Here is a 13,429-nt window from a genome sequence, read left to right on the forward strand (position 1 = left end):
AACTTTGACCATATCTACAATCAAAATTTAAGATGTAATAATAAAATTTCCCCCATGATAGCGCAAGCGTCCACGCTTGTGCTTTTTTTCATTTTAGTTACAGGCACAAGCGTGGACGCTTGCGCCATCGTAGTTCCATCTGTAATGCCATCGTAATCCAATTGTAATTCCATCATAATGTCATCATAACTCAACAGCTTTTTGATTTTTTGCTTCAGTAATTTATTTTTTTGCGATCTTCTTCAAAAATCTGAGTTAAATTTAAAATGAATTTACTCATGTCTACCATTTTGCTTATCAGAGAGTTTTAGAAGGTAGGAAGATGAGTAGAAAGTATAAATTTAATGATAAGAATGGCGTTTATTTTATTAGCTTTGCAACCGTATATTGGATTGATGTCTTTGTTCGTGATTGTTACTTTGAAATGATGATGAGTGCATTGAATTATTGTCGTGAAAATAAGGAGATGAAGATCTATGGTTACTGTATTATGCCAAGTCATGTACATTTATTATTTCAGATAGAAGAGAAAAATCCTTCTGATGTTATTCGAGATTTAAAAACATTTACCGCTAAAGCGCTACTGAAACAAATTGCAGAAAATCCTCAAGAAAGCCGCAAAGAATGGCTGCTATGGATGTTCCAGCGAGCGGCTAAAAAGTATAGTTATGTAAAGCAATACCAATTCTGGCAACACCACAACCAACCCATCGAAATTTATTCCGATAAATTTTTCAACGAAAAGCTAGAGTACATTCATCAAAATCCGGTGGTGAGCGAGTTTGTGTCTGAGCCGCAGGATTGGAAATATAGCAGTGCGAAAAATTATTGGCAGACGGTTGATCCTATTTTAGACATTGATGTTCTCAGCTAAAAGTGATCTGCCCCCCAAACCTGGACACCTAATTTGAGGTGCAGATTATGTCCTACTCTTATCAATTTCGTTTGAAAATTATCAAACTCGTCACCGAACAGGATTATGGTATCCGTGAGGTGATGAAACTTCATAAAATTTCCCACGCTCTCGTCATTTATTGGCTAAAAGCATTTCGGCGAAGAGGGGGGGGGCGTAAAATCACCTTATACAACCCTTCAAACACTAAAAATAGTGAAGCCAAAGATGAAAAAGAAAAAAATTTAAATCCTAAAAACAATAGACTTTTCTAATTCCACCACGCTTTATTTTTCCAAATGACTTTGACCAACTTTACAATCTTGCATTAGAATACGAGCCTTTGATTTTTGCTGTAAGGAATAGAAATGGAAGAATCTCCAGAATTAGAAAAATTGCCTCGAATTATTACTGGTGTATTGAAAATCGTACTTTGCACGGCATTGATTGCGTTGGCGATTGTACTCATTATTGCTCTTGGAAAAATCACTTATACTTTAGCGATGATGGTGCTTAATACTTCTACCGTTGTGCCTTATGACGTGGCTGAACAAGCTGTGATGTTTTTCTTATATTTCGGGTTTATTGGTTTGATTGTGCAGTATTTTAAAAGCGGCTATCACTTCCCTTTGCGCTATTTTATTTATGCTGGGATCACTGCGATGCTGCGTTTAATCATTGTTAATCATGAAAGCTCGGTGGATACCATCTTATTTGCAGGCGCAATTTTGATTATGGTAATCGCACTCTGTTTGGTGTTATATTCTAATAAACTGAAAAATATATAGTTTTATATTCAAAGCAACAAAAAACGCACTTCAATTGAAGTGCGTTTTGTCTTTTAAGTTGAGTTACTCAGATTTGCTTTCTAAAAGTGCGGTTGAATTTTCTTCTGTTTTTTCTTCCGTACTTTCTGGGACAACATCTTGAATTGCCATCACTGATTTCAAACTCTCTTGGCGAACTTGCTCAGCTAATGCTTTATCACCCGCTTGTTCAAATACATAAGATGCCATCATCAAATCATTTGGCTCTAACTGTTCAGGACAAGCCATCACGTTTTTGAATACGTCTGCGGCTTTAGCAAATTCATTGTTACGAACATATAAATAACCCAAAGCACGATTGATACAGCATTTTTGTTTTTCATCTGCACGTTTTGCACGTTTTTCGATTAACTTGAGAAGTTTACTATTATCTTCTGGTTGTAAACGTGTAATTTGAGTACAAAGTTCTTTGCTAATGCTGGTGTTATCACCAATTTTCTTCAATACTTCGACAGTAAATTCTGATGCTGATTCATGATCATTACAATCAATTAAACGCTGAATTAAACCCACTTTGAGATCAATATTATTACGACGACTACGAGACTGAGCATCCCACCATTCGAGCAAACCATCTACGCCTTCTTCATTCATTTTCTCATCGAGCAAACCATTTTCTGTTTGATAACGAAGATCTTTAAACTCTTCAGCACTGAATAAACCACTATTTTCAACCCCATCTAGAATCTTATCGAGGGCTTGATAGGCTTTAGAACGAAGATAAATTTCTACTGCAAGTTTTAACACTTCTTTATTGCGACCAGCCATTTCTAGCAAGCTATCCACAGAGCTGCGCGCTGCCGGCAATTTGTTTTGTTGCAATAAAATACGCGTGCGGGCAATTTCCACCAGCAAATTATCTGAACCAGCTAATTCAGTGGCTTCAATCAAATAGCGATTTGCACTAAATTCATCACCACGTTGTTGTGCTGCTTCAGCTGCTTTGATGAGGTTTAACACGGGCTCAGCAGAATGTTTGGCATTCTTACCAATCAATTTTTCTGCTTTGGCGTAATCCCCTTCATTCATCTTCATCAAACCTTCAAGGGTTTGTTTCTGTGCTCTCACACGTTTACGGCTAGAAAACCAATTATAAGAACCGCGACTTAAACGTAAAAAACGTGTGACGATCCATTCCAAACCATAAATAATCGCTAAAGCAATTACGAAGAAAATTACTAATGTCGTAATCGACATTTCAACGATATTATTTGTTGTTTCAATACGAACATAGCCTTGCTGACCAGAAAGATAAGGCCCTGCAATCAACCCAGCAAGCAATGCTAGCATTAAAAAAAGCACTCTAAACATAGGCTATCCTTATTTTTGTGTCTCAGCTTTTGCCGGTTGAGATTCTTGTTTTTCTGGTGCAGATGCTTCTGTTACCACACCTTCAGCTTTAGGCATAGTTTCAATCGCTTTATCCGCTTCAATTTCCACCTTTTGAACATCTAACGGCGCACGATTGAGATATTTATCAAGCAAGGTCAAACTTTGTAATTGCCCTGGCACATCGACATAAATAGAAGAATCAGCCAGCTCATCCACTGATTTTAAGAAATTTTGCGTCACTTCTGCACTCGTATCGAAATAGCTACGAACCCAAGAAGCAACCGCATCTAAAGATTGTTTATAAAGTTCATCTTGCTGGCGTGGTACGGCCATAATAGCAAGTTGTAAACGTAAGCGAATGTTCTCACGAAGATAAATATCTTGGTTTGGCGCAAGTAATTCTTTTTTATCCGCACTTTGTTTTGGCGAAATACGAATGAAGTGATTTAGGAAAGAAGTTGCACTCTTTTCTACATTTTGCTGCCAATCTGCAATATCATCAGATAATTTACCGCTCTTTTCTGGCGTTTCATCAAAATTTACATTCAATGCTTGTAACTCATCCACAGTATTGGCAAGCTGCGAAAGTTTTTGCATTACTGCATTTTGGTCTACGCTTGAAAGTGAAAGAAGTTGTTTTAAATCTTGATTGATTGCAGTACGAATCGCATTCGCTTGTGAATTGTTTACCTTAACGAGAGTTTCATCAGCCAATTTTAATAAAGAAATAGCTGTATCAACATCGTTATCTAAAACAAGTTTACGCAAGGCGTTATTTAACAAGAAATCTGCTTCAGAAAATAACCAGTCACTCGGTTGTTGCGCACCAGCCAGTTGACTAACTTGTTTTACTTGGGCTTGTAGTGCAACAATTTCGCCTGTTTTGCCTGCAACTAATTGCTCAAGTTGCTCGACCTTATCTTGTGCGGTTTTTAAGCCTTGTTCTAATTGTATAACCTGTCCACTATTATCAGACACAGGGGCAGAAACAGCTACACTACTTTGGCTTTCAAGTGCGGTTAATTTTTGCTGAATTTCAGCTACTTGTTGCTGACCCAAATAATAACCAGCCCCACCGACACCTAGCGCAATGAGAATTGCCAATAAACTCAATGCTGTGCCCGTTTTTTTCACAATAGTTTGTGGAACTGGCTGTATCGTTTCTGTTTTTTCAACCACTTTTAGCGTATCACCAACTTGTTCAGTGATGTCGTTATCTTGATCTTTTGCCATATCAATTCCTTAATAAGTCAGATTGAATAAGTTAATGTACTCGCTTTAATAAGAAAAATACCGAGCAGTCGCCAATGGTAAAAATATAGATTCTCATATCAGCGAAATTAAGCCATTTACGCAATAAATTTGTTGGCTATCCTATCACTCTTAGGTTAAAAAGTCATTTTGATTGTTGATATAAGAAACACCTCAGATATGAGAAATTGAATTAAAAATAAGATTTTTAGTCATTTATTTTACGTTCTGATAATTTAAAATCTCTGATTCTTCACAAACTGTGATTTTCATCACAATTTTTTGCATTTATACTCCCTAAGTGGTAAATTGTTCGCCAATTTTTGTTGTTCTGGTAGGGACACCGCGTGGAATGTAATCTAGCACAAGCAAAACAATGGGTTAGCGACTTGGATCAACGCCGTTTTGAGCGTGCATTACAAGGTTCAGGCGATGCATTCCAACACGTTTTAGCGGTTGTTCCTTTACTTTTACACCTAAACCATCCGCAACTTCCTGGCTATGTTATTCACGCCCCCTCTGGCATTGCGAATTTCCTTGCTTCTGATTATCAAAAAAAATGGCTCACCAATGAATACAGTATTCACTATGCTGAACACAAATCTTCAGCACAAAAAAGTGCGGTGAGTTTTCACGAGGTTTTGCCTCCAATTTTAGGTGTTTATGTAATGGGAAGTTTTGGTTCAATAAGCCAAACGTCCTCTTCAGATCTTGACACTTGGATTTGTGTCCGTGATGGCTTGAGTCCAGATGAATATGCACTTCTTACTCAAAAAGCTAAACGGATTAGTGAATGGGCAATGCAATTTAATGTGGAAATTAATTTTTATTTGATGGATCAACAACGTTTCCGCAATGAACATTATGCAGACCCACTGACTATTGAAAATAGCGGTTCTGCGCAATATATGTTATTGCTTGATGAGTTCTATCGCTCCGCCGTACGTTTAGCGGGTAAACCTCTACTTTGGTTGCATTTATGGGTGGAAAATGAAAAAGACTATGAAAAAGAGGTGGCGCGTTTAATTACGGAAGGGGAAATTGATCCAAATGATTGGGTAGATTTCGGCGGTTTAGGACAATTTTCTGCAAACGAATATTTCGGTGCCAGCTTATGGCATCTTTATAAAGGGATTGATTCGCCTTATAAATCTGTGCTCAAAATTTTGTTGTTGGAAGCCTATTCCAAGGAATATCCAAACACTTGCTTAATTGCCCGCACTTTTAAGCGAGATTTACTTGCAGGTAATACCAATCCTGATCACCATTTTGATCCTTATATTGCCATTCTTGCAAAAGTAACCCGATATTTAACCGCACTTTCTGAATTTAAACGTTTGGATTTTGTGCGCCGTTGTTTCTATGTGAAAGCAACTGAAGATCTTGCGCTTTACCAAGCCAATAATTGGCGTGTTCATTACATGGAAATCCTTGCTCATGAATGGGGATGGTCTGCTGAAACGGTGAAACACCTCAATAAACGTCCATTTTGGAAAATTAAAGCAGTCAAAGAAAGCCATGATAACGTAGTGAAATTTTTAATGTTGAGTTATCGTAATTTAGTGGAATTTGCTCGAAAGCATCATATTCACTCTAGCGTCGTACCACAAGATATCAACATTCTTTCTCGTAAACTTTATACTGCTTTTGAAGAACTTCCAGGCAAAGTATCCTTACTCAACACACAGATATCTCACAATTTATCAGAAGCACACCTGACTTTTGTGGAAGTTCGCGGCAATAAACATTTTAAAGATGGTTGGTACCTTATCAATCAACCAACGCATCATATTATGTTCTCCAAAGAACGAGTCATTGAATACGGAGAAAGCCTAAATAAATTAGTCTCTTGGGCATATTTTAATCATCTGCTCACGGAAAAAACGGGACTTGCTATTTTTAGCAAGAATGTGACTTTAAGCACATTGCAACGCTTTGTCACTAACTTACGTCAGTCTTTTCCAAGCACAATCACCAAACAACCTAAAAACAGTGATTTATTGAATCAATGCGAAATTCGTAGCTTGTTTATTGCCATAAATCTCACCACCGATCCAACATCCAAAATAGAAGAAGTATTAACGGGTATTTCATCGCGAGATTTATTTAGTTTTGGATCCCTCGAACAAAGCCTTGTGGGCAGTATTGATTTTACTTATCGCAACGTGTGGAACGAAATCCGAACGCTCCATTTTGAAGGGCAAAATGCCATTTTGCTTGCACTAAAAGTGCTTTCTAACAAAATTTATCGTGGCGTTAATCGCCCAGATTCCATCCAAGTCTATTGTTATAGTGAACGTTATCGCCAAGATTTACGTCAATTAGTGATGGGATTAGTAAATCGATGCGTTAGCATCCAAGTCGGTGATATTCAACAACCTTGCCAAACATCACGCTTACGTGTGGCGGGTAAAAACTGGCAATTATTTTTTGAAGATCGCGGGATCAGCTTACAAGAAATCGGAAATGAATCTGTCTGCAATGAAGCTGAAAGTGCGGTGGATTTTGACGAAGTTTTACAAACACCAATTGAAGATGGCGAGACAAACCAAGAAAGTCGTCGCTATCCACCAGAAATGGATGCCTTCGCAAGTGAAGGATTCCTACAATTCTTTTTTGAAGATAATTCCGATCATAGCTTCAATGTTTACATTTTAGATGAATCTAATCGTCTCGAAATCTATCGCCACTGCGATGGTGAAAAAGATGAAAAAGTGTGGGAGATTAATCAGCTTTATCAAAACGCCAAACAGGAAGGCGATAAAAATCCTTACAATATCGTTCAACGTAATTTTAACTACCCTCAATTTTATCAACTAAAAAATGGGAAAAATGGCGTATCCATTGTGCCGTTTAAATTCCGCCCAGTGAATAAGTAATATTTTCCTGTGGTTGATAGGTCACCGAAAGATATCTATACTTATTTCCTCTTTCACTAGATAAATTGTGGATATGACAACTTCGCAAACACCAATCACTGTGCTAGGAGCGGGATCTTATGGAACTGCGCTGGCAATGACCTTTTCTCGCAATGGTTCTCCCACTTATTTATGGGGGCACAATCCCGCCCATATCGCCCAAATGCAGAGAGAACGACAAAATTATCGTTTTTTACCAGATGTCATCTTTCCTGAGGAACTTCATTTAGAAAGTAATCTTGCACAAGCAATGGAATATTCTCAAGATATTTTAATCGTGGTGCCAAGCCATGCTTTCGGTGAAATTCTTATAAAAATCAAACCGCACTTAAAAGCCCATCACCGATTAATTTGGGCAACAAAAGGTCTGGAACGTAACACAGGGCGTTTACTACAAACCGTAGTTGAAGAACAACTCGGAACGCAATATCCACTAGCTGTACTTTCGGGTCCAACTTTTGCAAAAGAATTAGCGCAAGGCTTGCCAACAGCCATTACACTCGCTTCCAATAACGAGCAATTCGCGCAGGAATTTCAATCGCGTATTCATTGTAGTAAACATTTTAGAGTCTATATAAATTCGGATATGATTGGCGTTCAACTTGGTGGTGCAATTAAAAATGTGATCGCAATTGGCGCAGGAATTTCAGATGGAATGGGATTTGGCGCAAATGCTCGCACAGCACTGATTACGCGTGGCATTGCGGAAATCAGCCGATTAGGTACCTCGCTCGGTGCAAATTCCAATACATTTATGGGAATGTCTGGATTAGGCGATTTAGTGCTAACTTGCACCGATAATCAATCGCGCAATCGACGTTTTGGATTAATGCTAGGTGAAGGATTAGATGCCAAAACGGCTATGGAAAATATCGGGCAAGTCGTGGAAGGTTTTTATAATACAAAAGAAGCCTATTTGCTTGCACAAAGACAAGGTGTGGAAATGCCGATTACAGAACAAATTTATCAAATGCTGTTTTGTGGCAAAAGCGCACAAGATGTAGCAATCAGCCTTTTAGGGCGAGAATGTAAAGGCGAATAAAAGGAGAAATTATGACATTAGATGTGTGGCAACATATTCGCCAAGAAGCCAAAGAACTTGCCGAAAACGAACCTATGCTTGCCAGTTTTTTTCATTCTACGATTTTAAAACATCAAAATCTTGGCAGTGCGCTAAGTTATTTATTGGCGAACAAATTAGCCAATCCTATTATGCCGGCTATTTCTCTCCGAGAAATTATTGAGGAAGCCTATCAAGCTAATCCTTCGATCATTGATTGTGCAGCTTGCGATATTCAAGCTGTCCGCCACCGAGACCCTGCTGTAGAATTATGGTCCACTCCATTGCTTTATTTAAAAGGTTTCCATGCGATTCAAAGCTATCGAATCACCCATTATTTATGGGGTCAAAATCGTAAATCCCTTGCCCTTTATTTACAAAATCAAATTTCCGTGGCTTTCGATGTCGATATTCATCCCGCAGCAAAAATTGGTCACGGAATCATGTTCGACCATGCAACAGGTATTGTTGTAGGGGAAACATCTGTAATTGAAAATGATGTCTCAATATTGCAAGGCGTAACACTTGGCGGTACAGGAAAAGAATCAGGCGATCGTCATCCTAAAGTACGAGAGGGTGTCATGATTGGGGCGGGAGCAAAAATTCTCGGCAATATTGAAGTGGGTAAATACGCCAAAATTGGGGCAAATTCCGTTGTGCTTCATCCTGTGCCGGAATATGCCACAGCTGCGGGTGTACCTGCTCGTATAGTGAGTCAAGATAAAGCGGCAAAACCTGCTTTCGATATGAACCAATATTTTATCGGCATTGATGATGGAATGAATTTAAACATATAAGGAGACACCATGATCAACAAAGATACCCAACTCTGCATGTCTTTATCAGGTCGTCCGGGCAATTTCGGTACCACCTTTCACAATTATTTGTACGACAAACTAGGCTTGGATTTCATTTATAAAGCCTTCACCACGCAAGATATTGAACACGCCATCAAAGGCGTGCGCGCATTAGGCATCCGTGGTTGTGCAGTTTCAATGCCATTCAAAGAAGCTTGTATGCCATTTTTAGATGAAATTCATCCGTCAGCACAAGCAATTGAATCCGTAAACACCATCGTGAACGATAATGGCTTTTTGCGTGCATATAACACTGATTACATTGCCATCATAAAATTAATTGAAAAATATCACTTAAATAAAAATGCTAAAGTCATTGTTCATGGCAGTGGTGGTATGGCAAAAGCCGTTGTGGCGGCCTTTAAAAATTCAGGCTTTGAGAAGTTAAAAATTTACGCACGCAACGTAAAAACAGGTCAATATCTCGCCGCACTTTACGGCTATGAATACATTGATTCTTTAGGAAACCAACAGGCAGACATTTTAGTCAATGTTACGCCAATCGGCATGAAAGGGGGCAAGGAAGAAATGGATTTAGCCTTTCCAAAAGCGCTCATTGATAATGCTAGTGTCGCGTTTGATGTAGTGGCTATTCCTGCTGAAACGCCCTTTATTGGTTATGCTCAAGCACAAGGAAAACAAACCATTTCTGGCGCAGAAGTGATTGTACTTCAGGCTGTAGAACAATTTGCACTTTATACACATCAACGCCCAAGTGATGAATTAATAGAAGAAGCCGCGGCTTTTGCTCGAGCTAAATCTTAACATCAAAAGTGCGGTGATTTTTCACCGCACTTCTAATCTTTAATAAAACCAAATTCTCCGCTTTCATCCATTTTTAAAATTGACGCGTAATTTTTTCGCCAATCCCCTAACACAATTCGGGTAAATCCTTCTTGTTGATGAATCGCCTCACGGTGTGTATGCCCATGAATTAATAAATTCACACCAAATTCTTGTACTTTTTCTTTCGTAAAGGCTTGATTTACGTCCATAATTTCCTGTGATTTGGCTTGTTTATCTTGATTACTCTTTGCTCGAATTCTCTCCGCAATTTTCACCCGCACTTTTAATGGCAAGCACAAAAACAAATGCTGCAACCATTTTTGATGCACTCTACGGCGAAATTGTTGATAAGCCTCATCATCAATGCAAAGCATATCGCCATGACAAAGTAAGATTTTTTTATCATAAAGTGTGATCAATTGATAATCAGGTAAAAGCTGAACACCTGTATCTTTCGCAAAACGTTCACCAATCAAGAAATCACGGTTGCCGTGCTGAAAATAACATTGCACACCTTGCTCGCTTACAGATTTAATTAAATCTTTAACTTGTTGAATCAATGTAGATTGTTCGTCATCACCAATCCAAAAATCAAAAAGATCACCCAAAATGTAAAGCCGTTCAGCCTGTGGGGCAAGATTCTGCATAAAATTGACAAAAAGTGCGGTCAATTCAGGCCGTGTTTCGCTTAAATGCAAATCAGAAATAAAATAGCTATGTTTCATAAAAATTCCACGATTTTTGTTTAGATTAGCACATATTGATATTGAATTTGCTATACTTTAACGAAATTTTGTATAGGGCATCCTCATGTTAAAACTACTTCGAATTTTCCTCGTATTAATCTGCTGTATTTTAATTTGTGTACTGGGTACGATTTATTCTTTTATCCGCTTTAAAAATCCAAGCAACGTAGGCATTGTTGCGCGTTGGTTTGGGCGTTTATATCCACTTTTTGGCTTAAAAGTGGAACATCGCGTTCCTCAAAATCAAGAGCAGATTGGCCGTGCCATTTATATCGGTAATCACCAAAACAATTATGATATGGTGACAATCTCTTATATGGTGCAACCTCGTACAGTAAGCGTGGGTAAAAAAAGTTTAATTTGGATCCCCTTCTTCGGCATTCTGTATTGGGTAACGGGTAATATTTTCTTAGATAGAGAAAACCGCACAAAAGCACACAGTACGATGTCGCAGCTCGCACGACGAATTAATGAAGATAATTTATCTATTTGGATGTTCCCAGAAGGCACTCGCAGTCGTGGTCGCGGTTTATTACCCTTTAAAACGGGTGCATTCCATGCGGCGATTTCAGCAGGTGTACCGATTATTCCTGTGGTTTGCTCAACCACACATAACAAAATTAATTTAAATCGCTGGGATAATGGCAAAGTGATTTGCGAAATAATGGATCCAATCGATGTTTCAGGCTATACCAAAGATAATATTCGAGATCTTGCGGCCTATTGTCATGATCTAATGGAAAAACGCATTGCCGAACTTGATGAAGAGATAGCAAAAGGAAACTAAAATGCCACGCCTTTCCCGCCGTCAATTATTAAAAACAGCTGCGATTTCTACCGCACTTTCCGCCGTGCCCGCACCATTGTTAGCGGCAAGCCGTGAAAAATTAGTTGTGCCGCCACTAATTGAAGTTCGCCGTGGTCGCCCGATTGTATTAACAATGCAGGAAATGAATTATCCCCTAGATGGCTCACACAATGTGACAGTATGGGGATTCAACGGTAATTATCTTGGCCCAACCATTAAAATCAAATCAGGTAGCTTTGCCAAACTTAATTATCATAACAATTTGCCACAATCCATTGCCTTGTCTATTCAAGGCTTACAAGCATCGGGTGAACTGTTTGGTGGGGCGGCTAGAATACTAAAAAAAGGCGAGTCTTGGGCGCCCATCGTGCCTATTGAACAACCCGCAGCAAGCTGTTGGTATCGTTCCGCGACATTAGCCAACTCAGCCTATCAAACCTATCGTGGCTTAGCTGGAATGTGGTTAATTGAAGATGACCAAAGCCTAAAAGCGAATCTTCCCAATAAATATGGCGTTGATGACATTCCATTGATTTTACAAGACATGGAATTTAATAATAATGGTCTCCAATTATTCAAACAAAATCAACCGCACTTTGTAGGCAATCGCTTGTTGGTGAATGGTATTGAAGCACCATATTTAGATGTCGCACGCGGCTGGATTCGTTTACGTTTGCTCAATGCCTCATTAGCTCGTGCTTATGATTTACGCTTGGATAATGATCAAGAAATGCTACTTATCGCACAAGATTTAGGTTTCTTACCAAAAGCTAAATCGGTCAAATCTTTGGTTCTCTCGCCAGGAGAACGCGCAGAAATACTGGTTAATATGAATGAAATTGACAACGTATCTCTCATTAGCGGAAGTAAACGTGGCTTGTACGACAAAATGAAAAATATGTTGTTCTCAAGTGATGAACTCACTGATAACACCGTCCTTGAATTGCGCGCCAAAGGAGAAATGTCAGCATTTAATAAACAACCGAATCTGACTTTCGAAACGGATGCGCCAGCAATATTACAACAAGCCGTTGCACAAACTCGAGAATTTAATATTGATGTCACAAACGGTTTAATTAATCAAAGACGTTTTGACCCACGCAAAGTTGATGTAATAGCCCGAAAAGGAACAATTGAACGCTGGATTTTAAATGCAAGTTTACCTGTTGGATTTACTATTCAAGGTGTCAAATTTGTGGTGGAAAGCCAAGGAGAACATCAATTCCAAGCTGAAGAATTAGCTTGGAAAGATACAGTTTGGGTAAAAAACAAAACTCAAATTTTAGTGAAATTTGATCAAGCATCTTCTGGCAACTACCCATTCTTATTTGGGGTATCGAATTTAATGCTAGAAGATATGGGATGCATTGGCGTACTGGTGGTACAATAGTTTTAACTATCCTAAAAACACCATGAATTTTAATCATTCATACTTTATTTAAAGAGGAAAATCGTAATGAAAAAATCATTAACATTAGCTGTACTTTCTTTATGCGCAGCATCATCTGTATTTGCCGCATCCGATGTTCCACAAGAACCGCAACCAACACTTTACCTTTCAACCTATGATATGTCTGGGAAAACTCCAACGGATTTAGGTAAAAAAGATATTTCTCGTTCAGCTAAAGCACACCAACTTTGCTGGGTAGCTAATGGTAATTTTGCGAAACAAATTACTGTTACCGAAGTCTTTAAATCGCCTGAAAAAACAACCTTTGCTGTATCAGAAAATCCAAATGCAGTTAAAGTTTCTGAAGATAAAAAGACCCACACAATCACAACAACTCGTAATGCATTAAACCAAGGTAAAACGGTAGTAAATTGCTGGAAATTTGATGAAAAGGATCCTAGAGGCCAATATACAATCCAAGTTCAAGTAGGCGAGATTGTTTATGACCCGTTGACATTTAACGTAGTAAAATAAGAAAAATAAAAACTCAGCCTTTGCTGAG

Annotated in this window: 14 protein-coding genes; 10 read left to right on the plus strand and 4 right to left on the minus strand. The window is 38.6% G+C overall.

The window, feature by feature from the left end; all coding sequences use genetic code 11:
- Positions 1 to 20: 20 nt before the first annotated feature.
- The gene (locus DV428_RS09600) at positions 21 to 176 is read right to left on the minus strand and encodes a hypothetical protein (RefSeq protein ID WP_162790759.1); all 156 of its coding nucleotides are present in this window, start codon (positions 174 to 176) and stop codon (positions 21 to 23) included.
- 146 nt (positions 177 to 322) lie between these two features.
- Here DV428_RS09600 and DV428_RS01060 point away from each other — a divergent pair, with 146 nt between their 5' ends.
- The 3 genes from DV428_RS01060 to psiE all read left to right on the plus strand — a co-directional run bounded on the left by DV428_RS01060 (position 323) and on the right by psiE (position 1,680).
- Positions 323 to 874 carry an REP-associated tyrosine transposase gene (locus DV428_RS01060; RefSeq protein WP_114908382.1) on the plus strand — a complete coding sequence of 184 codons (552 nt, stop codon included), beginning with the start codon at positions 323 to 325 and terminating at the stop codon, positions 872 to 874.
- 71 nt (positions 875 to 945) lie between these two features.
- The gene (locus DV428_RS01065) at positions 946 to 1,167 is read left to right on the plus strand and encodes a transposase (RefSeq protein WP_244188317.1); all 222 of its coding nucleotides are present in this window, start codon (positions 946 to 948) and stop codon (positions 1,165 to 1,167) included.
- Between the two features lie 93 nt (positions 1,168 to 1,260).
- On the plus strand, positions 1,261 to 1,680 hold the full coding sequence (psiE, locus tag DV428_RS01070) for a phosphate-starvation-inducible protein PsiE (protein ID WP_005625591.1): 420 nt from the start codon (positions 1,261 to 1,263) through the stop codon (positions 1,678 to 1,680).
- Between the two features lie 63 nt (positions 1,681 to 1,743).
- On the opposite strand, the gene DV428_RS01075 is transcribed toward psiE, so the two are convergent.
- Positions 1,744 to 3,030: a heme biosynthesis protein HemY gene (locus DV428_RS01075; protein ID WP_114908384.1), complete on the minus strand. Its 1,287-nt coding sequence runs from the start codon at positions 3,028 to 3,030 to the stop codon at positions 1,744 to 1,746.
- A gap of 9 nt (positions 3,031 to 3,039) precedes the next feature.
- The gene (locus DV428_RS01080; protein WP_114908385.1) at positions 3,040 to 4,284 is read right to left on the minus strand and encodes a uroporphyrinogen-III C-methyltransferase; all 1,245 of its coding nucleotides are present in this window, start codon (positions 4,282 to 4,284) and stop codon (positions 3,040 to 3,042) included.
- A 365-nt stretch (positions 4,285 to 4,649) separates the two neighbouring features.
- Here DV428_RS01080 and DV428_RS01085 point away from each other — a divergent pair, with 365 nt between their 5' ends.
- The 4 genes from DV428_RS01085 (at position 4,650) to DV428_RS01100 (ending at position 9,902) form a co-directional block, all read left to right on the plus strand.
- Positions 4,650 to 7,181 carry a class I adenylate cyclase gene (locus DV428_RS01085; protein ID WP_114908386.1) on the plus strand — a complete coding sequence of 844 codons (2,532 nt, stop codon included), beginning with the start codon at positions 4,650 to 4,652 and terminating at the stop codon, positions 7,179 to 7,181.
- A 73-nt stretch (positions 7,182 to 7,254) separates the two neighbouring features.
- Positions 7,255 to 8,262 carry an NAD(P)H-dependent glycerol-3-phosphate dehydrogenase gene (gene gpsA / locus DV428_RS01090; protein WP_114909564.1) on the plus strand — a complete coding sequence of 336 codons (1,008 nt, stop codon included), beginning with the start codon at positions 7,255 to 7,257 and terminating at the stop codon, positions 8,260 to 8,262.
- An 11-nt stretch (positions 8,263 to 8,273) separates the two neighbouring features.
- Positions 8,274 to 9,077, plus strand: a complete 804-nt coding sequence (cysE, locus tag DV428_RS01095; protein WP_114908387.1) for a serine O-acetyltransferase — start codon at positions 8,274 to 8,276, stop codon at positions 9,075 to 9,077.
- A 9-nt stretch (positions 9,078 to 9,086) separates the two neighbouring features.
- Positions 9,087 to 9,902 carry a shikimate 5-dehydrogenase gene (locus DV428_RS01100; RefSeq protein ID WP_114908388.1) on the plus strand — a complete coding sequence of 272 codons (816 nt, stop codon included), beginning with the start codon at positions 9,087 to 9,089 and terminating at the stop codon, positions 9,900 to 9,902.
- A gap of 32 nt (positions 9,903 to 9,934) precedes the next feature.
- Here DV428_RS01100 and lpxH read toward each other — a convergent pair whose 3' ends face one another.
- Positions 9,935 to 10,648 carry a UDP-2,3-diacylglucosamine diphosphatase gene (gene lpxH / locus DV428_RS01105; RefSeq protein ID WP_114908389.1) on the minus strand — a complete coding sequence of 238 codons (714 nt, stop codon included), beginning with the start codon at positions 10,646 to 10,648 and terminating at the stop codon, positions 9,935 to 9,937.
- An 85-nt stretch (positions 10,649 to 10,733) separates the two neighbouring features.
- Between lpxH and DV428_RS01110 the strand changes: the two genes are divergently transcribed.
- The 3 genes from DV428_RS01110 (at position 10,734) to DV428_RS01120 (ending at position 13,401) form a co-directional block, all read left to right on the plus strand.
- Entirely contained in the window at positions 10,734 to 11,456 is a 723-nt protein-coding gene (locus tag DV428_RS01110) for a 1-acylglycerol-3-phosphate O-acyltransferase (RefSeq protein WP_065246457.1), read from the plus strand.
- Between the two features lies 1 nt (position 11,457).
- Positions 11,458 to 12,867: a multicopper oxidase domain-containing protein gene (locus tag DV428_RS01115; protein ID WP_114908390.1), complete on the plus strand. Its 1,410-nt coding sequence runs from the start codon at positions 11,458 to 11,460 to the stop codon at positions 12,865 to 12,867.
- 66 nt (positions 12,868 to 12,933) lie between these two features.
- Complete coding sequence (locus DV428_RS01120) at positions 12,934 to 13,401, plus strand: hypothetical protein (RefSeq protein ID WP_114908391.1); 468 nt, start codon at positions 12,934 to 12,936, stop codon at positions 13,399 to 13,401.
- Positions 13,402 to 13,429 lie beyond the last annotated feature (28 nt).

This window comes from Haemophilus haemolyticus, from assembly GCF_003352385.1.
Classification (GTDB): domain Bacteria; phylum Pseudomonadota; class Gammaproteobacteria; order Enterobacterales; family Pasteurellaceae; genus Haemophilus; species Haemophilus haemolyticus_I.